The 21,794-nt window shown below is 75.2% G+C and carries 18 protein-coding genes and 1 pseudogene; 8 read left to right on the top strand and 11 right to left on the bottom strand.

Going from position 1 to position 21,794, the window contains the following annotated elements; translation table 11 throughout:
• Positions 1-76: 76 nt before the first annotated feature.
• Positions 77-1,351, bottom strand: coding sequence for an ROK family protein (locus ACZ7BZ_RS32505; protein ID WP_470361478.1), 1,275 nt, complete (start codon positions 1,349-1,351; stop codon positions 77-79).
• Between the two features lie 17 nt (positions 1,352-1,368).
• Between ACZ7BZ_RS32505 and ACZ7BZ_RS32500 the strand changes: the two genes are divergently transcribed.
• Both ACZ7BZ_RS32500 and ACZ7BZ_RS32495 read left to right on the top strand, forming a co-directional pair.
• Positions 1,369-2,736, top strand: coding sequence for an MFS transporter (locus tag ACZ7BZ_RS32500; RefSeq protein ID WP_470361477.1), 1,368 nt, complete (start codon positions 1,369-1,371; stop codon positions 2,734-2,736).
• A 207-nt stretch (positions 2,737-2,943) separates the two neighbouring features.
• Entirely contained in the window at positions 2,944-3,519 is a 576-nt protein-coding gene (locus ACZ7BZ_RS32495) for a HutD/Ves family protein (RefSeq protein WP_470361476.1), read from the top strand.
• A 124-nt stretch (positions 3,520-3,643) separates the two neighbouring features.
• Here the strand turns inward: ACZ7BZ_RS32495 and ACZ7BZ_RS32490 are convergent, their stop codons facing one another.
• Positions 3,644-4,543, bottom strand: a complete 900-nt coding sequence (locus ACZ7BZ_RS32490) for an esterase/lipase family protein (protein WP_470361518.1) — start codon at positions 4,541-4,543, stop codon at positions 3,644-3,646.
• A 213-nt stretch (positions 4,544-4,756) separates the two neighbouring features.
• On the opposite strand from ACZ7BZ_RS32490, the gene ACZ7BZ_RS32485 reads away from it, so the two are divergent.
• On the top strand, positions 4,757-6,127 hold the full coding sequence (locus ACZ7BZ_RS32485; protein WP_470361475.1) for a PucR family transcriptional regulator: 1,371 nt from the start codon (positions 4,757-4,759) through the stop codon (positions 6,125-6,127).
• 278 nt (positions 6,128-6,405) lie between these two features.
• On the opposite strand, the gene ACZ7BZ_RS32480 is transcribed toward ACZ7BZ_RS32485, so the two are convergent.
• Positions 6,406-7,161, bottom strand: coding sequence for an acyltransferase (locus ACZ7BZ_RS32480; protein ID WP_380456788.1), 756 nt, complete (start codon positions 7,159-7,161; stop codon positions 6,406-6,408).
• Positions 7,162-7,368: 207 nt separating this feature from the next.
• Between ACZ7BZ_RS32480 and ACZ7BZ_RS32475 the strand changes: the two genes are divergently transcribed.
• Entirely contained in the window at positions 7,369-8,178 is an 810-nt protein-coding gene (locus tag ACZ7BZ_RS32475; RefSeq protein ID WP_470361474.1) for a maleylpyruvate isomerase family mycothiol-dependent enzyme, read from the top strand.
• Positions 8,179-8,333: 155 nt separating this feature from the next.
• On the opposite strand, the gene ACZ7BZ_RS32470 is transcribed toward ACZ7BZ_RS32475, so the two are convergent.
• On the bottom strand, positions 8,334-9,107 hold the full coding sequence (locus ACZ7BZ_RS32470; protein ID WP_470361473.1) for an enoyl-CoA hydratase family protein: 774 nt from the start codon (positions 9,105-9,107) through the stop codon (positions 8,334-8,336).
• Positions 9,108-9,333: 226 nt separating this feature from the next.
• On the opposite strand from ACZ7BZ_RS32470, the gene ACZ7BZ_RS32465 reads away from it, so the two are divergent.
• Together ACZ7BZ_RS32465 and ACZ7BZ_RS32460 are read left to right on the top strand one after the other, a co-directional pair.
• Positions 9,334-10,203, top strand: a complete 870-nt coding sequence (locus ACZ7BZ_RS32465) for an ATP-grasp domain-containing protein (RefSeq protein WP_470361472.1) — start codon at positions 9,334-9,336, stop codon at positions 10,201-10,203.
• Between the two features lie 96 nt (positions 10,204-10,299).
• Positions 10,300-10,704, top strand: a complete 405-nt coding sequence (locus ACZ7BZ_RS32460; protein ID WP_380456794.1) for a RidA family protein — start codon at positions 10,300-10,302, stop codon at positions 10,702-10,704.
• A 31-nt stretch (positions 10,705-10,735) separates the two neighbouring features.
• Here the strand turns inward: ACZ7BZ_RS32460 and ACZ7BZ_RS32455 are convergent, their stop codons facing one another.
• Positions 10,736-12,211 carry an MFS transporter gene (locus ACZ7BZ_RS32455; RefSeq protein WP_470361471.1) on the bottom strand — a complete coding sequence of 492 codons (1,476 nt, stop codon included), beginning with the start codon at positions 12,209-12,211 and terminating at the stop codon, positions 10,736-10,738.
• 117 nt (positions 12,212-12,328) lie between these two features.
• Here ACZ7BZ_RS32455 and ACZ7BZ_RS32450 point away from each other — a divergent pair, with 117 nt between their 5' ends.
• Positions 12,329-13,306 (top strand): ArsR/SmtB family transcription factor, encoded by a 978-nt coding sequence (locus ACZ7BZ_RS32450; RefSeq protein ID WP_470361470.1) that lies wholly within the window; start codon positions 12,329-12,331, stop codon positions 13,304-13,306.
• A gap of 186 nt (positions 13,307-13,492) precedes the next feature.
• Here ACZ7BZ_RS32450 and ACZ7BZ_RS32445 read toward each other — a convergent pair whose 3' ends face one another.
• On the bottom strand, positions 13,493-14,671 hold the full coding sequence (locus ACZ7BZ_RS32445; RefSeq protein WP_470361517.1) for a geranylgeranyl reductase family protein: 1,179 nt from the start codon (positions 14,669-14,671) through the stop codon (positions 13,493-13,495).
• Between the two features lie 229 nt (positions 14,672-14,900).
• Here ACZ7BZ_RS32445 and ACZ7BZ_RS32440 point away from each other — a divergent pair, with 229 nt between their 5' ends.
• Positions 14,901-16,265, top strand: coding sequence for a M20/M25/M40 family metallo-hydrolase (locus ACZ7BZ_RS32440; RefSeq protein WP_470361469.1), 1,365 nt, complete (start codon positions 14,901-14,903; stop codon positions 16,263-16,265).
• An 86-nt stretch (positions 16,266-16,351) separates the two neighbouring features.
• Here the strand turns inward: ACZ7BZ_RS32440 and ACZ7BZ_RS32435 are convergent, their stop codons facing one another.
• The 5 genes and pseudogenes from ACZ7BZ_RS32435 to ACZ7BZ_RS32415 form a co-directional block, all read right to left on the bottom strand.
• Entirely contained in the window at positions 16,352-17,191 is an 840-nt protein-coding gene (locus ACZ7BZ_RS32435; protein ID WP_470361468.1) for a DUF4184 family protein, read from the bottom strand.
• Positions 17,192-17,274: 83 nt separating this feature from the next.
• Entirely contained in the window at positions 17,275-18,342 is a 1,068-nt protein-coding gene (locus ACZ7BZ_RS32430; RefSeq protein WP_470361467.1) for an NUDIX hydrolase, read from the bottom strand.
• Positions 18,343-18,746: 404 nt separating this feature from the next.
• Positions 18,747-19,667: a C40 family peptidase gene (locus ACZ7BZ_RS32425; RefSeq protein WP_470361466.1), complete on the bottom strand. Its 921-nt coding sequence runs from the start codon at positions 19,665-19,667 to the stop codon at positions 18,747-18,749.
• A 339-nt stretch (positions 19,668-20,006) separates the two neighbouring features.
• Positions 20,007-21,428: an acyl-CoA synthetase gene (locus ACZ7BZ_RS32420; RefSeq protein WP_470361465.1), complete on the bottom strand. Its 1,422-nt coding sequence runs from the start codon at positions 21,426-21,428 to the stop codon at positions 20,007-20,009.
• Between the two features lie 194 nt (positions 21,429-21,622).
• Positions 21,623-21,794: pseudogene (locus ACZ7BZ_RS32415) on the bottom strand (electron transfer flavoprotein subunit alpha/FixB family protein); the annotation flags it as partial.

Genomic DNA, 21,794 nt, shown 5'->3' with positions numbered 1-21,794 from the left:
TCAACCGCCTCAACACCGATCGCACCGATCGCACCGATCGCACCGACGCCGACCGTACCGACGCCGGCCGCCCCCGCTACGCCGGGACGGACTGCGGGTCCGCCAGGTACCGGCCCCAGCCGAGTTCGGCCGCGCCAGCGAGCGCGCCGTGCGCCAGTTCCGCACCGACGATCGGCACCCGTCCGCTGCGGCCCCACAGGCTGCGGTCGGCGACCACGGCGCGCAGCCGGTCGGGGGCGGCCTCCAGGAGATCGAGGTGGAGGCCGCTGAGTACCACCCGGTCCGGGTTGAGGATGTTGACGACCCCGGCCAGTCCGAGACCGAGCCGGTCGATCACGTGCTCCACCGCCGCCCGCGCCCGCTCGTCCGTCGCGGCCGCCCAGCACAGCTCGCGTGCCTGGTCGAGCAACGGGCGCCCTGGCTCCGGGGTGAGGCCGGCGGCGGCGAACAGCGCGTCGGGGTCGGTCTCGGAGTTCAGGCAGCCCCGGTTGCCGCACACACAGGGACGGCCCTGCGGGTCGACGGCCAGGTGGCCGACCTCCAGGGCGAGCCCGGCGCTGCCGGTGTGCAGGTGGCCGTCGATCACCAGCGCGCCGCCGACGCCACGGTGGCCGGAGGTGACGAAGAGCAGGTGCCGGGCGCCGCGACCGGCACCGTGCCGGTACTCGGCGAGCGCGGCGAGGTTGGCGTCGTTGGCGATGGCGGTGGGTAGCGGGCGCACCGCGTTCGGGCCGTGGTCGGCCCGGCCGACCTCGACGTCGTACAGATCGGCGACCGGGGTGCCGCTGGGCCAGGCGAAGTGCAGCGCGGCGAGCGCCGTGCCGTCCGGCTCGGTGACCGGATTGGGCAGTGCGAGTGCCGCGCCCAGGCAGCGGCGGTCGGTCGCGCGGGCCAGTTCGGCGCCGGCCTGGGCGACGGCGCGCAGCATCCGGACCGGGTCGGTGGCGGCGGGCAGCGGCAGGTGGACGGGCGGGTCGAGCAGGCCGCCGAGGCAGGCCAGGGTGACGCTCAGCCCGTCGGCGTGGATCTGGCCGGCGACCACGACCGGGCCCTGCGGGTTGATCGCCAGCCGGTGCGAGGGGCGGCCGCGGCCGCCCCCGGCCGGGCGCGAGTCGACGGTGATCAGGCCGAGCGCCTCCAGCTCGGCCGTGACCGCGCCGGCGGTGGCGCGGGTGACGTCCAGCGCGCGGGTGAGCGCGGAACGGGTGGGTGTCTGACCGGTGTGGATGAGCGACAGCGCCGGGCCGAGCAGCGTCCGACCCCGGTCGGGGGCCGCGCGGCGGTGGGCGTCGCGCTGCGCGTCGGGGTCGGTCCCGGAGCGGGGCCGCGGGCTTGATGGTGAGAGCTGCACGACCCTATTGTGACTTTGTGCCGCTTCGAAACAAAATCCGTTCCCGCCGCCCCGCCGCCCACTCCCCCACACAGTCTCGCAGCACACCCCCGGTGGCCGACAGCCCCTGGGGGGCCGCACGGCTCGCGCTCACCGCCTTCTTCGCCGTCGACGGCTTCCTCTTCGCCGCCTGGGTCGTCCGCATCCCGGACGTCCGCAGCCAGGTCAGCGCCTCGCACAGCGCCCTCGGACTCGCCCTGCTCTGCCTGTCCGTCGGTGCCGTCGTCACCATGCCCCTGGTCGGCCGGCTCTGCCTCCGCTACGGCTCGCGGCCGGTCACCGTCGGCTCGCTCGCCCTACTCAGCCTCGCCGTACCGCTGCCCGCGCACGCCCACTCGGTGCTCTCGCTCGGCGCGGTGCTGCTGCTGTTCGGCGCCGGGTACGGCGGGGCCAACGTCGCCATGAACAGCGCCGCCGTCGACCTGGTCGCCCAGCTTCGACGGCCCGTCATGCCCAGCTTCCACGCCGGGTACAGCCTGGGCGGACTGCTCGGCGCGGGCTTCGGCGGGCTGCTCGCCGACCGGCTGACCACCGCGTGGGCGCTCGCCCTCGGCGGCCTGCTCGGACTGGCCGTCACCGTCGGCGCGGGCGTCGTCCTGCTGCGCAGCCCGGCGGCGCCGATGGTCGCACCGACGCCGGCGCCGGTGCCGGCACCGGCGCCGGACGCGGGTGCGGGTGCGGGTGCGGGTGCCGCCCGGAAGGTTGCTCCGGACACCACCCCGGAGGCCGCCTCGAAGGGCACCCCGGCGAGCACCCCGGGCTCCACGGCGAGCGCCGGCGGGCACTCTGCGGGCCGCCCGGCGGGGAGCCACCTCCGGCTGCTGGTGCTGCTGCTCGGACTCACCGCGCTGTGCACGGCGTACGGCGAGGGCGCGATCGCCGACTGGACCACCCTCCACCTCACCGACGACGTCCACGCGAGCGCGGGAACGGCCGCCGCCGGGTACGCGGCGTACGCCTTCGCCATGACCAGTGGGAGGGTGAGCGGCACCTGGCTCTCCATCCGGCTCGGCCAGAACCGACTGATGCTGCTCGGCGGACTGACCGCGGCGGTCGGCATGCTGGTCGCCGCCCTGGCGCCGTCGGTGCCGCTGGTCATCGGCGGGTTCGTCCTGGCCGGCCTCGGACTGGCCAACCTGTTCCCACTGGCGATCGCGCGCGCCGGTGCGGCGGGCGGGCCGCAAGGCGTCGCGCTCGCCTCGACGCTCGGATACGGCGGAATGCTGATCGGACCGGTGGTGATCGGCTTCCTCGCCGACGCCGCCGGGCTGCCGCTGGCCCTGACCACGGTCGCGGTGGCCGCCACGACGGCGGCCCTGCTGCCGCTGGCGGTCGGACGGCGCTGACGGCGGGCGGGGGCAGGTGGCGGTCGGGCGGCAGGTGACGAATGGCAGGTGGCAGGTGGCGGGTAGCCGGTGACAACTGACAGCAAACGGATTACAGATTTCAACATCTGTTATCCGTTTGCTGTTACCTGTTCGCCGTCCCCTGTTCGCCGTTCCCCGCCCCCCATCACTGACGGACCCACCCCACAACTGGCAGGATGCGACCCCATGACCACCACCGGAGGCATCCAGGTACTGCGGGCGAGCGAGCGCCCGGCCACCCCGTGGCTCAACGGGGGCGGGGTGACCAGGGAGGTCGCCGGGTTCCCCGCCGGGGCCGGACTGGGCGAGTTCGACTGGCGGGTGAGCCTCGCCGACGTCGCCTCGGCCGGGCCCTTCTCCCCGTTCCCCGGGATCGACCGGGTGATCACCCTGGTCGAGGGTGCGGGCATGGCCCTCACCGTGGACGGCGCCCGACAGCTGGTGGACGCCCCGTTCCGCCCCTTCGCCTTCCCCGGCGACGCCACGACCGACTGCCGACTGCTCGGCGGCCCGGTGGTGGACTTCAACGTGATGACCCGCCGCGGCCGGACCGAGGCCACCGTGAACCTGCCGACCGGGCCCGGCACCGTCCACGTCCCGCCGTCGTCGACCGTCCTGCTGGTGTGCCTGGCAGGTTCGGCCACCGTCGGGGACACCGAACTGGCCCGCTACGACGCCGCGTTGCTCGTCACACCCGGCACCCACGAACTACGGCCCGACGGGGTCACCGCCGTGATCACCTTCCGCAGCACCACGCGCTGACACGGCACCACCCGCTGACACACACAGCAGCACCCGCCGACACACACGACAGCACCCGCCGAGCGGCGCCGTTGCCCGTACCCCCGGAAGGAACCTGGGTACGGGCAACAGCACCGGCGAGCCCTCAGCCGCAGAACACCGGCGTGGCGTGCGCCGGGTCCAGGGCGTTGGTCACCAGGTGCAGCGCCGTCGGCGAGAACGCGATCGCGACGTGCTCGGCGAGTGTGACCGGGCAGTGGTCCTGCAGCACCTCGTTGTCCACGTCCGGCCCGTTCAGGAACTGGGTCCGCCACGGGGTGACGACCTCGTCGTACACGGTCGAGACCACCGTGTAGTGCACCTCCGGCACGGTGTCCGGCCGGGAGGCCATGGTGGTGTTGAAGTCGGAGCCCACCGCCTGGTCACGGCAGGCCTGGCAGACGGTGTAGATCAGGTCGGCCACGCCCGGGAAGTACGGCGCCAGCTTGGTGATCCCGTCGAGGGTCGTGCCGTGGTTGGACGGCGCCAGGCCGACCAGCTTGTCGACCTTCGACGCCCCGCCGAGGAACTTCAGGTAGTAGTTCGGCAGCATGCCGCCCTGCGAGTGCCCGACGATGTCGACCTTCGCCGCGCCGGTAGCGCTGCGCACCAGGTCGACGAAGTGGGCGAGTTGGGCCGCCGAGGCGGGCACCGCTCCGAGGCCGCCGATCGGCAGCACCAGGCCGCTGCCGGTGGAGGTGATGCCGGGGATGGTGCCGTAGTCGAGGGCGAAGACGCAGTACCCGAGGCCCTTGAGCAGCGGAGAGAGCGCCAGCCAGTTCTCGTAGCGGTTGGCGAAGGTGCCGTGCACCAGCACCACCGGGTCGGGGTGGGCGGCGGACGGTCGGCAGCTCCAGTCGTTGGCACCGGGCGGCGAGGCCACCGAGTCGCCGTCGGGCGGCAGTTCGGCGGCGGTGACGGCCTGGGCGGTGACGGCCTGAGCGGTGACGGCCCGGGCCGCGGCGGGCGCCGCCGACGCGGGAGCCGCGGCCGCGCCGACCAGCAGCGCACCGGCCAGTACGGCCGCACCGAGGGATGCACCGAGGGATCCACCGAGCCGGCGGCGCACCGGAGTTGCGGAGAAGCGGAGAAGTGGGGTTCTCAACTGTTGCCTCCACAGCAGAAGTTTGTTACCAACAGGTAACCCGAGTGGCTCAATGATGCGGTCGCCCCTCCGGCCCGGCCCTTGGGCGTTCCCCAGACCTGGACGGTGTTCTCTGTGACCGGTCACAACGCACCCCACTGCACCCCCGCCGGCCGCCCTGCCGAACCTCCCACCGGCCGCCCCGGCGGAACCCCCGCTGCGGCCGACGCCTCCTCCCCCTGGCACATCCCGGTGATCGGCGGCCTCCCCGCCGACCAGCGACTCCTCGGCGGCGCCCCCGACCTGGCCGCAGCCGTGGTGGCCGCCCTGCTGGCCCGCGTGCCGGTCTACCGCCGCCTCCCGCGCGAACAGCTCACCGGCGAACTCACCCGCGACACCGAGCGCCGCATCCGCGCCCTCGCCCACGCCGTCCGCACCGGACTCCCCGCCACCGCCGAGGAGTTCACCGCCGTACGGGAGGCCGCCGCGCGCCGCGCCGAGGAAGGCCTACCGCTGGACGCCGTCCTGCTCGCCCACCACCTCGGACTGGAGGTCTGCTGGGAGTTCCTCACCCGGGACGCCCACGCCGACGACGCCGCCGACCTGCTGCTGCTCAACCGTCTGCTGCTCGACCAGCTCCGCCGGGCCGCCACCGCCGCCGGCGCCGGCTACCTGGACGGGCAGCGCTCGGCCGGCGACCGCAGCTCCACCGCCCGGCAGTCCCTGCTCGCCGCGCTGCTCGCCGGCACCCCCGCCGAGGAGGCGGCCGCCCGGGCCGGCACCGAGCTGCCGGCCGGCTACGCCGTACTCTGCCTGTCCCTCGCCGACCACCCTGACGAGCACTCACCCGGCATCGACCCGGGCATAGCGGCCCGCCGCAAGCTCCGCCGCTTCAGTGCCGAACTCGACCACCGCACCCGGCAGTCGGCGCTCACCGCGCTCACTCCCTCGGGTGGCCTGGTGCTCGTCCCGCTGCAGACACCACCGGAGCGCACCACCGAGCCGTCCGACGGAACCGCCGAGGAGTCGCTCTGGCCCCAGCTCGCCGCCACCCTCGCCGCCGGTGCCCGGGCCGCCGGTGCCCCGGTGCTGGCCGGGGCCGCCGCCGCGGTGCCCACCGAGGTGCCCGGCGCCGCCGCGCTGGCGTACGAAGTCCTTGACGTGGCACGGGCGTTCGGCCGCCCGCCGGGGCTGCACCGGTTGGACGACGTCCTGCTGGAGTACCAGCTGACCCGACCCAGCCAGGCCCGTTCCCGGCTCGCCGCCCTGCTCGAACCGCTCGCCGACGGCGGCGAGTTGCTCACCACCCTGCGCACCCACCTGGCCGGGGGCCTGAACCGCCGCCACACCGCGAACGCCCTGCACCTGCATCCGAACACCGTCGACTACCGGCTGCGCCGGATCGCCGTCCTCACCGGCCTGGACCCGGCGCGCCCCGCCGACGTCCTGCGGATCACCGCCGCGATCGCCGCCCGGACGGCCGAGCGGAGAACCCCCACGCCCTAACAGGCGCCCTACCAGGCCCGGCAGGCCCCGGCAGGCCGGTTGGCAGCGGACCGCGCCCGCACCGCCGGAGACGGTGGCGCGGGCGCGGGCGCGGGCGCAGTCACGGGCGCGACGGTGGCGAGCCCGCCGACGAGACGATTGCGCCCAGGAAGCTCACCGTTCGAGGTTCGTTCAACATCACGACGACAGTCGAACGAACGGCACGCTAGCGGACGAATCATCAGGAACGACGAGGGATCAGCCGGTGGGACTGACAAACGATCAGGCCGGTACGGCCGTCAGTCCCGCTCGCCGGGCAAGCGCAGGTCCCACCCCACCAGGGCGCGCAACTGCTCCGCCGTCACCCCGTCCGGCACCGGTCGGGGCGGCTCGTGGCGCAGCGGCGGCTGCCAGCCTTCCGCCTCGCTCCAACGGCGGACCACCTTGGCCGGGGCTCCGGCGACCACGCTGTGGTCGGGCACCTCGCCGCGCACCACCGCACCCGCCGCGACCACCACGTTGCGGCCGATCCGGGCCCCCGGCATGATCACCGCGCCGGTGCCGATCCAGCTGCCCGCGCCGATCTCCACCGGCTCGTTGCGCGGCCACTGCTTGCCGATCGGCAGCTCGGTGTCCCGGTACTCGTGCGCCTGGTCGCTCACGTACACGCCGGGGCCGGTCCACACGTCGTCGCCGATGACGATCGACTGGTGGCCGACGATGTGGCTGTCCCGGCCGATCACGCAGCCGCCGCCGATCCGCACGATCGGCTCCGGCCCGAGGTCGAGCCCCGGCAGGAAGCCCGCGCTGATGGTGACCCGCTCGCCGATGATCGAGAACGGCCCGATGGTGATCCACTGCTCGTTGAACACCGCCCCGAGCGGAAAGGCCAGGGTCGTACCGTCACCCAGCTCGCCGAACCGGTACGGGCCCGGGGTCCGGTTGGTGACCGCGCCGGTCCGCTGCACCCAGCGCCAGCCCCGGTGGACGAGGCGCCCGGCGGCCCGGCGGCCACCGGCCCGGACGGTGGAGAGGAGGGAACGGGTTATCGGCATGCGCTCACGTTACCGGCCCGTAGCGTCCGTCCGTCCGGCGGGAGGCCGACATCACACCGGGCCCGGCGGCCCCGTTCGCCCCGGCCCACCAGCACTTCTGGCGCAGCCCATCGGCCCGCCGGCACGCTCGGCTCCGCCCCCCACCCGGCCCCCGGGGCCGTCCGAATCTCGCCACCACTGTCGGCCCCCGGTGGGAGACTCCGTGCCATGGAGATCTCCGAGCACATCGAGGCACTGCGCCGCGAGGGTGCCCTGCTCGCCGACGCAGCCACCCGCGCCGAGCTCACCGCCCCCGTCCCCACCTGCCCGGACTGGCGGATGGGTGACCTGGTGCGGCACATCGGCCAGGTCCACCGCTGGGCCGCCGCCTTCCCGGCGAAGGGCCTCCGGGTACCCCTGGACGAGCCCGGCCAACAGGCCGTCATCGGCCCGGCCCCCTCGGACGCCGAGCTGCTCGACTGGTACCGCGAGGGCCACGCCGCCCTGCTGACCGTGCTCTCCGCGGCCCCCGCCGACCTCGAGTGCTGGACCTTCCTGCCCGCGCCCACCCCGCTGGCCTTCTGGGCCCGGCGCCAGGCGCACGAGACCGCCGTCCACCGCTTCGACGCCGACGCGGCGGCCGGCGCCCCGGGCCCGGCCGTGGCGCCCGAACTCGCCCTGGACGGCATCGACGAGCTACTGCGCGGCTTCATGCGCCGTGGCCGGGCGAAGGTGCACGCCGAGGGCCTGCGCACCGTCTCGATCCGAACCACCGACGGCCCGGGCACGTGGCACCTGACGCTCTCCCGCGAGCCGCTCGCCGTCACCACGGAGGAGCGCCCCGAGCCCGCCGACCTGACCGTCACCGGCCCGGCCCGCGAGCTCTACCTGCTGCTCTGGAACCGGCTGACGGTCGAACAGGCCGAGCGGTCGGCCCAGGCCGGCGGAGCCGGACAGATCGGACAGGCCGGGCAGGTCGTACTCAGCGGCGACCGGAGCCTGCTCGACCTCTGGCGGGACAACGCCGCGGTCCGCTGATCCCGGGCCGCCGGCCGGGCTCGGGAGCGACTCGGCGCACCCGGGCCGTCGGCCGACCGTCTGGACACGGCTCGGCCCGGTCGGCCGTCCGGGAGCGGCTCGGCCCGGTCGGCCGTCCGGGAGCGGCTCGGCCCGGTCGGCCGTCCGGGAGCGGCTCAGCGCACCCAGGCCGCCGGCCGCTTCTCCAGGAAGGCCCGCATCCCCTCCTGCGCCTCCGCCGACCCGAACAGCCGCGCCGACAGCTGCACCAGCTCGTCCGCGTCCCGCTGGAAGGACCGCGCGACCTCGGTGTTGGCCAGCCGCTTCGACTCGGCCAGCCCCTGCGGCGAGCCCTGGCGCAGCGCGTCCAGCAGGCCCTTCAGCACCACTCCGGCGTCCTCGGTGGAGTCGGCCGCCCGGGTGATCAGGCCGATCCGGGCGGCCTCGGCGGCGTCGAAGACCTCACCGGTGAGGTAGTAGCGGGAGGCGGCGCGCGGCTCCAGCTTGGGGCGCAGCGGCAGCGAGATGACGGCGGGCGCGAGGCCGAGGCGGACCTCGGTGAAGGCGAAGGTCGCGGCCGGTCCGGCGATGGCGAGGTCCGCCGCACCGATCAGGCCGAGGCCGCCGGCCCGGGCGTGCCCGTCGACCACGGCGATCACCGGCTTGGAGCAGTCCACGATCGCCTTCTGCAGCTCGACCAGGCCGCGCGGGCCCACTGTCGGGTCCGCGCCGGTCGCCTCGGAGAGGTCCGCGCCCGCGCAGAACACCTTGCCGGTGTGGGTGAGCACCACCGCGCGGACGTCCCGGTCCGCCGCGGCCACCGCCAGTCCGGCGTGCAGCTCGGACATCAGGCGAGAGGAGAGCGCGTTGCGGTTGTGCGGCGAGTCGAGGGTGAGCGTGGTGACGGCGTCGGCGGTGCTGACGCGGACGAGGGGCTCTGCGCTGGTCATCGGGGTGGGCCTGCCTTCCGGCTGAGGGTGGGTCGGGCAGCGGGCGCGGTCCGGGGTGTCCGGGCCGCGGGTGCGGTCCAGGGGTGCCCGGACGGCGCCCGCACGACTCTGGCACGCCCACCCGCCCCTCGGCCAGAGCCAACCGCCGCCCGGCGCACCGGACCGTCCGTCGGCCGGACGGAAAACCGCTGGTGACGGCCGCCCCCCACCCGCCAGCACGGGCGCCATGACCACCGACTCCCCGGTCCTGCTGCTCGCCCCGCGGATCAACGACACCGGCCTCCAGCTGCGTACCGCCGCCGGTCTGCGCGGCCTGCGCGCGTTCACCGCGGCCTCCTGGCAGGCGCCGCGCGAACTGCTCGGCGCACCGGTGCACGTGTACGGCGGGCCGCTGTTCGGCGACGCGGTCGGCCGTGAGCTGGGCCTGGCCCTGCTGGAGCCGGCCGCGGACTGGCTGGCCCGGCTGCCGCTCCCGCTGACCGGCCGCCGGGTGTCCGCGACCACGCTGGCCGAGGCCCGTACGCTGACCGGCCCGGCCTTCGTGAAACCGCCGGCCGACAAGCTGTTCGCCGCCCGGGTCTACCCCGACGGCGGCGCGCTGCCCGGTCCCGAGCTGCTGGACGGTGACACTCCGGTGCCGGTGAGCGAGGTGGTGCGGTTCCGCACGGAGTACCGGCTGTTCGTGCTGGACGGCGCGGTGCGGGCCGGCTCGCGCTACGCGGTGGACGGCGAGCTGTCCGTCGCGCCCCTCGGGCGAGACAGGCGGGACGCGCAGGACACGCAGGACACGCAGGACACTCGGGACGAGCAGGACCGACAGGACGGGCGGGGCGACTCCGAGGTGACGGCCTTCGCCCGGGAGGTGCTGGCGGCCGCCGCCGAGCAGGCCCCGCTGCCGAGTGCGGTGGTGGTGGACGTCGGACGGACGGACCACGGATGGGCGGTGGTCGAGGCCAACGCGGCCTGGGCCAGCGGAGGTTACGCGGCCGAGCCGGACGGTGTCCTGGACGTGGTGCTGCGCTCCTCCCGCCCGGTCGCGCAACTCCTCCGCGCCGACCGTCCGTTCCGCCGCGAACTGCCCGAAGTGGTCCGCTGACCAGGCGGGTTGGCATCCTGCGGAGGCCGCCCGGGCGGCGCCCGGACGGCGTCCGCGCTTGCGGCACCGGCTGCCGATGGCGCACGATCATGCGCCATGACCACCACGCACCTCACCCACATCGCCGAGCCGCCCGGAGTCGCGCCCGGGACGGGCTACACCCACGTCGTCACCGGCAGCGGCCGGCTGGTCCAGGTCTCCGGGCAGGTCGCCTTCGACGAGCACCGGAACCTGGTCGGCGAGGGAGACCCGAAGGCCCAGGCCCGTCAGGTCTTCGAGAACCTGCGCCGCTGCCTGGCCGCGGCCGGCGCGGACTTCTCCGACGTCGTCAAGTTCACCTTCTTCATGACGGACATCGCCCATCTCGCGGCGATCCGTGAGGCCCGCGACGAGTACCTGGCCGGCCTGCCGCTGCCGGCCGCCTCCGCGATGCAGGTCGCGGCGCTGTTCCGGCCGGGCGTCCTGATCGAGATCGAGGCGATGGCGATCGTCCGGGAGTAGCGCCCCCTCACGCCGACCGGAGTGGGCCCCCTCACGCCGGCCGGACCAGCGCGTCCCGCCGTCCGGCCCACCGGACGGCGGGGCCCATCGCCAGTCCCGCCGCCGCCACCACCGCGCCCAGGGCGGCCCACCCGAGCAGCCCGTAGCCGATCACGGCCGTGCTGACCACCGCCGGGCCGGCCATCATCGCGGCCGCCGAGCCCGCGTTGAACACCCCCTGGTAGGCGCCGTGGTCGCGCTCGCCCGCGAGGTCGTAGCTCAGCGCCCAGCCGCCCGCCTGACCCGACACCTCGGCGAGCGACTGCAGTCCGATCCCGGCGAGCGCGACGGCGGCGGCCAGGATCCCGGGCAGCCCGTGTGCGAGGGCGATGACCAGGCAGGAGGCGGCCAGCATCAGCCCGGCGCGGCGGCAGGCCCGGGCGGCGGCCGACCGTTCCCCGGTGCCCCGGGTGGCCCGAACCTGGAGGGCGATCACCATCAGGGTGTTGACGATGTAGGCGCCGGCGACGGTGATCCGCGGTGCGTCGGTCTGCTGGACGATCCACAGCGGGACGCCCACCTCCAGGACGGCGAACTGCAGGCCGAGGACGGAGCACAGCGCGGTGACGGCCAGGAACGGGCCGTCGCGCAGCGCCGGGTTGCGCCGCCGGCCCCGCTCGACGCCCCTGCCGGCGGGGTCCGCGGGACCGGCCGTCCCGGCTCCGGCCGAGGGGACGGCCGTGACCGAGGGGACGGCCGTGACAGCGGGGGCGACGGTGACAGCGGGGGCGACCGTGACAGCGGGGACGGCCGCGACAGAGGGGTCGGCACTGACCGTTTCGACCCCGACCGAGTGCGCGGGCGGAGCGGCCCCCAGCACTGGGGGCAGCCGGTACAGCATCAGCGCGACGGCCACATAGGAGACGGAGTCGGCCAGGATCGCCGCCAGGTAGACCGGCCGGGTGTCGAGCTGGAGCGCGAGCGCGCCGAAGCCCGTCCCCACGCAGATGCCGATGTTGGTCACCACCCGCAGGTAGGCCCGTCCGGCCACCCGGCGGTCGGCGGGCAGCACCTCGGCGTAGAGCGCGTTCCGTACGGCGGCCGCGCCCCGGTCGACGGCGGAGACGCCACAGGCCAGGGCGACGAAGGCCGGGTAGCTGTGCACCAGCGCGTACCCGGCGGTGCCCACGGCTTCCACCGAGACCAGCACCAGCAGGACCGGACGGGCGCCCCAGCGGTCAGCGGCCCGGCCGGCCGGCACGCTGGCGAGGACCCCGCACAGGCCGGCGGCGGTCATCCCGAACCCCAGCTGGGCGGCGCTGAGGCCGAGCACCCGGGTGAAGAACAGCACCGAGACGGACAGCGAGAGGCCGTTCCCCACCGTGTTGACCAGGGTGATCCCGGCCAGCCGGCGGACCGTCGGGTCGGGGTGCAGCCGGCGCCGGACGGTCTCGGGCAGGCGGCCGGTCCGGCCGGCCGCGGGCATGGCCAGGGAAGGTGCGGAAGGCTCCGCCGGTGTGGTGGTCATGCCGTCGATTCCACCGCCGGGCGGGCCGGGCCGGATATTCCTTTAGGCCCTGGCTAAAACTAGGCTCTCCGGCTGGACCCCGGCGGTGGGCGCCGGGCAGTCGGCAGGAGAGCTCCCGTGCACCGCTTCACCCTTCGACTGGCCGATCTCGCCACCACCTGGTTCGCGTACTCCCCGATCCACGAGGCCGTGCTCAGCCTGCGGATGTGGACCCACCCCGGCCACTACTGGCTGCAGAGCCGGGCCTTCGAACAGCTCAGGCCCTCGTTCGAGCGACTGGATTCCCGACTGCTGCTCTCCCTGGTCGCCCGGAACCGCTGGGTGCCCGACTTCCTGACGCCCCGGCCGTCCTCCCCGACACCCGAGTTCAGCACCGAGCTCGCCACCGTCCGAGCGCTGCCGCCCGAGCTGCTGCGCACCGAACTGGAGCGGACCTTCCTGCCGCACGGGCAGCCGCTTCCCGCCCTACTCGAAGCCGAACTAGTCGACCCAGAAAGGCTGTTGACCAGGATCTGTGACGCCCTGGCGGAGTACTGGGAGGCCTGCCTCGCGCCCACCTGGTGGCCGCAGGCCCGCGCGGCGCTGGAGGCCGACCTGGTGTACCGGGCCCGGGTGCTCGCCCAGCAGGGCGCGGCGGCACTGTTCACCGACCTCGACCACCGGCTGAACTGGGCGGACGGCGTACTGTCGATCAACCGGCACTGGACGGACGGGGACGTGGAGACCGCCGTGGACGGTCGCGGACTGGTCCTCTGCCCGACCTTCTTCGTCCGGGGCGCGATCACCACCATCGACAACTCACTTGCGCCGCAGATCAGTTACCCAGCACGCGGGCAGGCCGGGATGGCCGGCGGGGGCTCCCCGGCGCCGGCGCACGCCCTGGCGGCGCTGGTCGGCGCGCCGAAGGCCCGGCTGCTCACACTGCTCGTCGAGCCGGCCTCCACCACCGACCTCGCCTTCCGCCTCGGCGTCACGCCGGGCGCGGTCAGCCAGCACCTCTCCGTCCTGGCGGCCACCGGCCTGGTCACCCGGGCCCGGCACGGCCGCTCGGTGCTGTACCGGCGGAGCACGCTCGGAGACGAGCTGACGAGCTGACACGCCGCCCCGGCTCCCGGCTCCCGGCTCCCGGCTCCCGGCTCCCGGCTCCCGGCTCCCGGCTCCCGGCTCCCGGCTCCCGGCAGGGTCGGCGCCCCTCCGCACGCACCGGAAGGAGCGCCGGCCCAACACGCCGTACGGCCCCGCCCCGCCGCACGCCCCCGCCCCGCCGTACGGCCCGCGCCGCTACCGCGAGGCCATCGCCATCAGCTTGCGCGCCGCCGGGTTCTGCCGCAGCAGCTGGGCGAAGGTGGTGTGCCCCTGGGTGGTCCGGGCGAAGGCCCGCCACGCCGCCGGCACCGAGGTCACCGCCACGTGGAACAGGTACGGCCGCCGCTCGAAGGCGCCGAGCAGCTGCTTGCCCGCACGCATCTCCACGCCCAGCCCGGCCTTGATCGCGAACGCGTAGTTCAGCGCCTCGCGCCGCACCGCGGTCGCGTCACCCGCCTCCGCGATCCGCACCGCCCACTCGCCGGCCAGCCGGCCCGAGCGCAGCGCGTACGAGATGCCCTCGCGGGTCCACGGCTCCAGCAGCCCGGCCGCGTCCCCGGCGACCAGCACCCGACCGCGGGTGAGCGGCGAGTCCTCGGCCCGGCAGCGGGTCAGGTGCCCGGACTCGACCCGCGGGGCGAAGCCGGACAGGCCCAGCCGCCGGATGTAGTCGGCGAGGTACTGCTTGGTCCGCTCGCCGTCGCCGCGCGCCGAGATGACGCCCACGGTCAGGCTGCTGGTCTCGGTCTTCGGGAACACCCAGCCGTAACTGCCGGGCAGCGGGCCCCAGTCGAGGTGGATCCGGCCCGACCAGTCGGCGGCGACCTGCGGCGGCACCGGAATCTCCGCCTCCAGGCCGAGGTCGATCTGGTCGAAGGTGACGCCGACGTGCCGGGCGATCCGGCTGGCGCTGCCGTCCGCGCCGACCACCGCGCGGGCCTCGAAGGTGCGCCCGTCGGCGGCTGTCACGACGGCCGTCCGGTGCTCGCCGCCCCGCTGCTCGACCCCGGTGACGGTCACTCCGGTGACCAGCACCGCCCCGGCCTGCTTGGCCGACTGCACCAGGCGCAGGTCGAACTCGTCCCGGTTGACCAGCCCGAACAGCATCCGCCCGGACCGGCGGGTCCGGGTGTACCGGCCGTCGTAGGCGAAGGTGACGGCGGACACCCGGTCCTGCAGCGGCAGTTCGAAGTCCGGCGGCAGGCTGTCCCGGGACGGGCCGATGATGCCGCCGCCGCAGGTCTTGTACCGGGGGTGCTCGGCCTTGTCGAGCAGCAGCACCCGGCGGCCCTGCGCGGCGGCGGCGTACGCGGCCGAGGATCCGGCCGGTCCTGCGCCGACCACCACGACGTCCCAGACGCCGTCGGGCGGCACCGGCGCCTCGTCGAGCGGGCTGTTGAGCGGGCTACGGGAATCAGGGCTTCCGGAGTCAGTCACGTCGAGCAATCCTATGCGTCCGATCACCGGCGCGGACGCCGCACCGCCCACCGGCCTAGAAGCTCCCCGGAAGCTCCCGAGGGGCTCCGCCTATGATCGGCGGTACCCCAACCGACCGCCTCCGCCCGTACCACCCCCCGGGCGGACCGTCCCCTCCGGAGCCCCGATGTCACAGCCCCTGGTCGACGCCGTCCGGTCCCTGATGGACCGTGCCCGCACCGACCTCGCCGAGCTGGTCGCCTTCCCGTCGGTCGCCGACCCGCGCCAGTTCCCGGTCGAGGAGTGCCAGAAGGCCGCGCAGTGGGTCGCCGAGGCCTTCGCCGCCGAGGGCCTGACCGGGATCCGGCTGCTGGACACCCCGGACGGCACCCAGTCCGTCTACGGCGAACTGCCCGGCCCGGAGGGCGCACCGACCGTCCTGCTCTACTCCCACTACGACGTCCAGCCGCCGCTGGCCGAGGACGACTGGCTCAGCCCGGCCTTCGAGCTGACCGAGCGCGACGGCCGCTGGTACGGCCGCGGCGCCGCCGACTGCAAGGGCAACATCCTGATGCACCTGACCGCCCTGCGGGCGCTGCGCCAGGTGTACGGGGACGGCTACCCGGTCAGCCTGAAGATCATCGTGGAGGGCTCGGAGGAGCAGGGCACCGGCGGCCTGGAGCGCTACGCCGAGGCCCACCCCGAGTTGCTCGCCGCCGACGCCATCGTGATCGGCGACACCGGCAACTTCGCCCCCGGCCTGCCCACCGTGACGGCCTCGCTGCGCGGCATGACGGTGGTCGAGGCCTCGATCACCACGCTGGCCGGCAACCTGCACTCCGGTGCCTTCGGCGGCGCCGCCCCGGACGCGCTGCAGTCGCTGGTCAGGGTGCTCGCCTCGCTGCACGACGACAAGGGCGACGTCGCGGTCGCCGGGCTGGCCTCGGACCAGACCTGGCAGGGCGTGCAGTACCCGGAGGAGCAGTTCCGCGCCGACGCCAAGGTGCTCGACGGCGTCGCGCTGACCGGCACCGGCACGGTCGCCGACCGCCTGTGGGCTCGCCCGGCCGTCACCGTCCTGGGCATCGACGCCCCGCCGGTGATCGGCGCCACCTCCTCCGTGCAGTCCGCCGCCAAGGCCCTGATCAGCCTGCGCGTCCCGCCGGGCATGAGCTCGGACGACGCCCAGGACGCCCTGGTCGCCCACCTGGAGGCGCAGGTCCCGCTCGGCGCCCACCTGACGGTCCGGCGCCAGGGCAACGGCGCGCCGTTCCGCGCCGACACCGACGGCCCGGCCTACGAGGCGATGGGCGAGGCGATGGCCGAGGCCTTCGGCACCGCGATGGTCGCGGCCGGCGAGGGCGGCTCGATCCCGCTCTGCAACACCCTGCGCTCGCTCTACCCGCAGGCCGAGATCGTGCTGATCGGTGTCGAGGACCCGACCACCCAGATCCACGCCGTCAACGAGAGCGTCGACCCGCGGGAGCTGGAGCGGATGGCCCTCACCGAGGCCCTGTTCCTCCGCCGCTACGCCGAACTGCGCACCGTCTGACCACAGTTCGCCCCGGCCCGGGCCGCCCGCCACCCGCCACCCGCCACCCCGCCCGGCGGGCGGCCCCGACCGCCGCCGTGCCCCCGCTAAACCGAACTGCGGACCCTCTCGGGGGAGTTCGCACCGGCCCCGGGCCGTCCGCCGGACCCGCCACCGGGCCGCCCGCCACCCCACCGACGGGCAGCCGCGACCACCGCCGCATACCCGACCGCCCCCACCGCGAGCCCGGCCCCTGCCCCGAAGCACACCTCCGGAACGAGGTTGCGCCGCAGCGGGCTCAGCCGGTGCAGCACCCCGACCGCGGTCGCCACCCCCAGCCCCGCGATGCAGGCCCGCCGGGTCCGCGGCGCGAGCCGCACGGCCGGCCGCACCGGCTCGACGGCCCGCACCGCCCCCGCCGCCCAGCCGCCCAGCGCGGCCAGCGCGAGCGCCGAACTCCCGTACTGCAGCGCCTCGTAGACCGGGACACCGGCCACCTTTCGATCCAGTACGGGCAGCAGCCGCACCCCCAGCCGGCCACCGTGGGTGAACGCGTCCCAGCCGACATGGGTGAACGCACCGACCGCCGCCGAGGCCAGGAACCACGCCGCGTCCACGCCCCCGGCACCCGAGCCCCGCCGGACCGTCAGCGCCTCCGCGCCGCCCGCCCACCGCTCGGGCAGCAGCCCCACCAGCGGCGCCCGCAGCAGCCCGTGCCACCCCGCCACCAGCGCACCGGCGATCGCCACGTCCAGCGTCGGCACCGCCCACCAGGCGTGGGTCAGCCCGCCGTGCCCGTACACCCCGGGCAGCAGCGACTCGGCGAAGAACGGCACATCCGGCGCCATCGACCCGGCCACCAACGCCGAGGCCACCAACGGCCCGCGCCGCCCGGCGGCGCGCAGCAGGGGCAGGACGGCGGCGGGGTGGCTCAGCGTGAACGGCATGCCCCCATCCTGGCGCCCGCACCGCCCGCCCCACCAACCGGGGCCGCCCGCCCCGCGCGCCACGGCCGTCCCCCGGGCGGACCCTAAACGGCCTCCGCCGTACTGGCCAGGCCCAGCGCCACCCGGCTCCCCGCCTCCAGGTACCGCAGTTCGCCGCTGCGCCGGGCGTCCAGCGCGGCGGCGAGGCGCTGCAAGCGGCTCGGCGGCAGCAGGTCGGCCGCCTCCTCCAGGGTGACGAACCGGCAGCCGCGCAGTTCCTCCTGCTGCAGCAGGAGGTTCCGCCGGCCCGCGTCGTCCAGCAGCCCGCCGTCGTACATCAGCCGGAGCCCGCCGCGGCGCGGGCCGGTGCGGGGCTCCCAGTCGACGGCGAGCAGGCGCAGCACGGAGGGGTCGAGCCGCAGCCCGAGTTCCTCGGCGGTCTCCCGCAGGGCGGCGTCGGTGGGGGCCTCGCCGCGTTCGACCACGCCGCCGGGGAAGTCCCAGTCTGGCTTGTAGACCGGGTCGACGAGCAGCACCCGGTCCTGCTCGTCGAAGAACAGCACGGCCGAGGCCACGGTGTCCCCGGTCGGGTCCTGGGCCTGGACGATCGGGCAGCGCGCTGCGCCGACCCGGACCAGCTCGGCGATCCGGTGCGCGGTCTCGCGCGGGGTGAGCGCGCTGCTGTCGATCATCCGGGCGTCGCCGACCAGCCAGCGGCGGGCGGCCCGGTAGCGGGGCAGGTGCTCCAGGCACCAGGTGCGGACCCGCTCGCTGCCCTCGGGGTCACCGGGGCATTCCTCGCGGCGCGCGATGCGGTCACGCAGGATCGTTTCTTCTGGATCCAGCACGAAGTGGTGCACCGTGATCCCGTGCGCGGCGAGGTCGCCGAAGATCTCGTCCCGGTAGTCCTCTCTAAGCAGGGTCATCGGCACCACCAACGGCCCGCCGACCTCACCGAGCAGCGCGGCCGCGGTCTCCGGCACCAGCCGGCGCCAGGCCGCGAGGTCCTGGAAGTCGGACACCGTGGCCAGCCGGTCGGCCGGGAGCATCCGGCGCAATCCGAAGCCCACCAGCTCGGGATCGAAGAGCACGCTCCCGGGCAGCAGTTCCACCAGCTCGCGGCAGGCGCTCGTCTTGCCCGCCCCGAATGTGCCATTGACCCAGACGATCACAACGTCCCCTGCCCTCGACTTGCCCCGATGCCGTTCGCACCGGGCAGCGCCCCCGTCGGCCGAACCAGCGCCACCCGTGGTGGTACCCGCGGTACGCCGCTCCCCAAAACTGCTCGCCGCGCCCGCCCGCGCGCCCCGGCCCGCCCCTTGACAGCGGCATGTGCCCAGGCCACGGGCCCGGTACGGATATATGGGGACCGGCCGCCATCAAAGCCGCACCCTGTCGCCATCGCCTGCGCACAGGAAGTCGGACCGGCCGACTTTCCGTGCGCGCCCCACCCGTACGCCGCTCGCGCCGCCCCTGCGCCCTTCCGCTCCCCCGCCCACCCGACCCCGGTCGAACCGCCCCTGACCGCGCGTCGGGGCGCCCGGACCGGTCGGTCCGGGCGCCCCGCGCAGGTGCGCTACGGTCGGCCCATGTACGCCGGGTAGTACCCGCTGCTGATCCCCGAGATCCGGATCTGCGTCCCCGGCCGCGCGGCCTCCACGTACTGGTTGTTGCCCAGGTAGATCGCCACGTGCTGGATGCCCCGCGCGGTCCCGTCCGGGGACCAGAACAGCAGGTCACCGCGGCGCAGCTGGCTCGCCTTGATCGGCGTGGTCGCCGCGTACTGGTCGTTGGCGACCCGAGGCAGGCTGATCCCGCCGCGCCGGAAGGCCTGCTGCACCAGGCCCGAGCAGTCGTAGCCGTCCGGCCCGTTGCCCGCGGTCCGGAACGGCTTGCCCAGCTGGGCGAGCGCGTACTCCACCGCGGTCTCGACGTCCCGGTCCTCGGCCACCTGTTGGGAGCCGCCCGAAGAACCGGACGAGGACGAGCCGGACGAGGCGGAGCCGCCGGTCCGCTCCAGGTAGACGTCGTAGTGGGAGGTCCAGCGCCACTCCCCCTTGCTGTTCTTGAACCAGTAGCGGGAGCCGTCCCAGCCCTGCTTGATCCCGCCGTTCGAGGACTTCGAGGACTTCGCCGGGGACGACGACTTCGACGACTTCGACGAGGACTTCGCCCCGCCGGTCCGCGCCAGGTACACGTTGTAGTGAGTGGTCCAGCGCCACTGCCCCTGGCTGTTCTTGAACCAGTACCGCGAGCCGTCCCACCCGGCGTGCGCCGGCGCCCGCTCGGCCGCGGCGGGGCTCACGCCGGTGCCGAGGCCGATGGTCCCCGCGCCGACCGCGATCACGGCCGCCATGCCTATCCCCCGACGGATCCGCGCGGCCCTCGAGGGACGGGCGGATCCGCCGGAGCGGGCGGGGGTGGCGGGGGTGGCGGGGGCGTGCGGCCCGGTCGGTTCGTCGGCGGCATCCGGCGCGCCGGTGTTGACGGTGGTCATCCTGCTGACTTCCTTCACTGCTGCGAACGCACTGCGGCGTACTGCGGCGTACGGCCGCCGAACGGTCGGCTGCGGAAACTGCTGCGGACACGCGGTACGCCCCGGCGGGGCCGGTACGTACGCTCGGCAGACTCCCGTCCGACAAGCCACGGCCTCCGGTCGTACGACCGGGAGCCTCGGAGCCTCGCCCGGGATTCAGTTCTGCCTGCGTGTCACGTTAGGCACGCGTCCGCTCACGGCGCGCAGTGGAGTGAGCCAAAGGAAGGTTTCCGCCGGGCGGCTGCCGACGGCGCATCAGAGTGAACCCCCGTCACCGCCCGGCGTGTCGACACCCCCTCGTCAGCGCCCTTCGGCCTCCGCCAGCAGCTGCTTCTTGAGCACCTTCCCCAGCGCGTTCCTGGGCAGTTCGGGCACCAGGACGACCCGGCGCGGCCGCTTGTGCACCGAGAGCCGCTCCGCCACGAAGGCCGTCAGCTGTTCCCCCGTCACGGCGCCGTCCGGGACGACGTAGGCGACGATCGCCTGTCCGAGGTCCTCGTCCGGCGCGCCGACCACCGCCGCGTCGGCGACCGCCGGGTGGTCGCGCAGCGCGGCCTCCACCTCGCCGGCGCCGATCCGGTAGCCGCCGCTCTTGATCAGGTCCACCGAGGCGCGGCCGACGATCCGGTGGAAGCCGTCCGCCCCGATCACCGCGACGTCCCCGGTGCGGAACCAGCCGTCCGCCGTCCAGGCCTCGGCGTCGGCGTCCGGCCGGTTGAGGTAGCCGCTGAACAGGGTGGGCCCGGCGACCTGCAGCTCACCGACGCTCTCCCCGTCGTACCGGACCGGCTCGCCGTCCTCGCCGACCAGCCGGGTGCGCACCCCCTCCACCGGCAGCCCGACGCTGCCGGGCCGCCGCTCGCCGTCGGCCCGGGTGCTGACCGTGATCAGCGACTCGGTCATCCCGTAGCGCTCGATCGGGGCGTGCCCGCTGAGCGCCGCCAGCCGCTCGAACACCGGCACCGGCAGCGGCGCGCTGCCGGAGACCAGCAGCCGGGCGGAGGCCAGCCGCCCGGCGGCCTCGCGGTCCGCCGCCAGCCGGGACCACACGGTGGGCACGCCGAAGTACAGGCTGCCGCCCGCCGCCGCATACCTCTCCGGGGTGGGTCGGCCGGTGTGCACCAGCCGGCTGCCGGTGCGCAGGGCGCCGAGCACCCCGAGCAGCAGCCCGTGCACGTGGAACAGCGGCAGGCCGTGGACGAGGGTGTCCTCGGCGGTCCACTGCCAGGCGGCGGCGAGGGCGTCCAGGTCGGCGGCGATCGCCGCCCGCCGGATCACCGCGCCCTTGGGCGCGCCGGTGGTGCCCGACGTGTAGAGCACGAAGCCGGTCGCGTCGGCGGCCGGCTCGGCGTACCCGGTCGCCGAGCGCTCGGCGGTGTCCACGGGCAGGGCCGCCACCGACGCGCCGTCGGGCGCGGCCTCCCCGGCGGCGTGCGCCAGCAGCGCCGCGCCCGAGTCGCGCAGGATGTGCTCGCGCTCCTTGGGGCCCGAGTCGGGCGGCAGCGGCACCACCGGGACGCCCGCCAGCAGCCCGCCGACCACGGCGACCACCGTCTCCACGGTGGGCCGGGCGAGCACCGCGAGCGCGGGCGCCCCGGCCACCCGGTCGGCCACCGCGGTCGCCGCGCCCAGCAGCTCCTCCCGGGAGAGCGCCCGGCCGTCGATCCGCAGCGCGTCCGCCGCGTCGCCGTGGCCACCCTGAAGTGCCGTCAGCAGTGCCATGCTTCCGTCCTCGCCCTCGTCCTCGCACCGGTCGCGCCCCGGGCTCCCGCGCCCGGGCGCCGTCGGGCCGACTCTACGGGCCGGCGCGCCGCTCCCCGCCGCCCGGGGCACGACGACGGAGGGCGCGGCACCGAGCACCCGGTACCACGCCCTCCAGTCTCGGAGCCCGTCCTCGACGGGCCCTACCCGCGGGATCAGCCCTTGCGGGCCTTCACCTCGGTGGTGAGCTGCGGCAGCACCGCGAAGAGGTCGCCGACCACGCCGTAGTCGACCAGCTCGAAGATCGGGGCCTCGGGGTCCTTGTTGACGGCCACGATGGTCTTCGAGGTCTGCATGCCGGCCCGGTGCTGGATGGCGCCCGAGATG

The sequence above is a fragment of the Kitasatospora sp. NPDC036934 genome (assembly GCF_055608425.1).
This window is presented reverse-complemented; position numbering and strand designations above follow the sequence as displayed.

What these genes read in the sequence shown, in the direction of transcription:
- ACZ7BZ_RS32495 (WP_470361476.1), top strand. Translation starts at nt 2,944, where the DNA reads ATGACCACCACCGGAGGCATCCAGGTACTGCGGGCGAGCGAGCGCCCG.
- ACZ7BZ_RS32480 (WP_380456788.1), bottom strand. Translation starts at nt 7,161, where the DNA reads ATGCCGATAACCCGTTCCCTCCTCTCCACCGTCCGGGCCGGTGGCCGC.
- ACZ7BZ_RS32475 (WP_470361474.1), top strand. Translation starts at nt 7,369, where the DNA reads ATGGAGATCTCCGAGCACATCGAGGCACTGCGCCGCGAGGGTGCCCTG.
- ACZ7BZ_RS32470 (WP_470361473.1), bottom strand. Translation starts at nt 9,107, where the DNA reads ATGACCAGCGCAGAGCCCCTCGTCCGCGTCAGCACCGCCGACGCCGTC.
- ACZ7BZ_RS32465 (WP_470361472.1), top strand. Translation starts at nt 9,334, where the DNA reads ATGACCACCGACTCCCCGGTCCTGCTGCTCGCCCCGCGGATCAACGAC.
- ACZ7BZ_RS32460 (WP_380456794.1), top strand. Translation starts at nt 10,300, where the DNA reads ATGACCACCACGCACCTCACCCACATCGCCGAGCCGCCCGGAGTCGCG.
- ACZ7BZ_RS32455 (WP_470361471.1), bottom strand. Translation starts at nt 12,211, where the DNA reads ATGACCACCACACCGGCGGAGCCTTCCGCACCTTCCCTGGCCATGCCC.
- ACZ7BZ_RS32440 (WP_470361469.1), top strand. Translation starts at nt 14,901, where the DNA reads ATGTCACAGCCCCTGGTCGACGCCGTCCGGTCCCTGATGGACCGTGCC.
- ACZ7BZ_RS32435 (WP_470361468.1), bottom strand. Translation starts at nt 17,191, where the DNA reads ATGCCGTTCACGCTGAGCCACCCCGCCGCCGTCCTGCCCCTGCTGCGC.
- ACZ7BZ_RS32425 (WP_470361466.1), bottom strand. Translation starts at nt 19,667, where the DNA reads ATGACCACCGTCAACACCGGCGCGCCGGATGCCGCCGACGAACCGACC.
- ACZ7BZ_RS32420 (WP_470361465.1), bottom strand. Translation starts at nt 21,428, where the DNA reads ATGGCACTGCTGACGGCACTTCAGGGTGGCCACGGCGACGCGGCGGAC.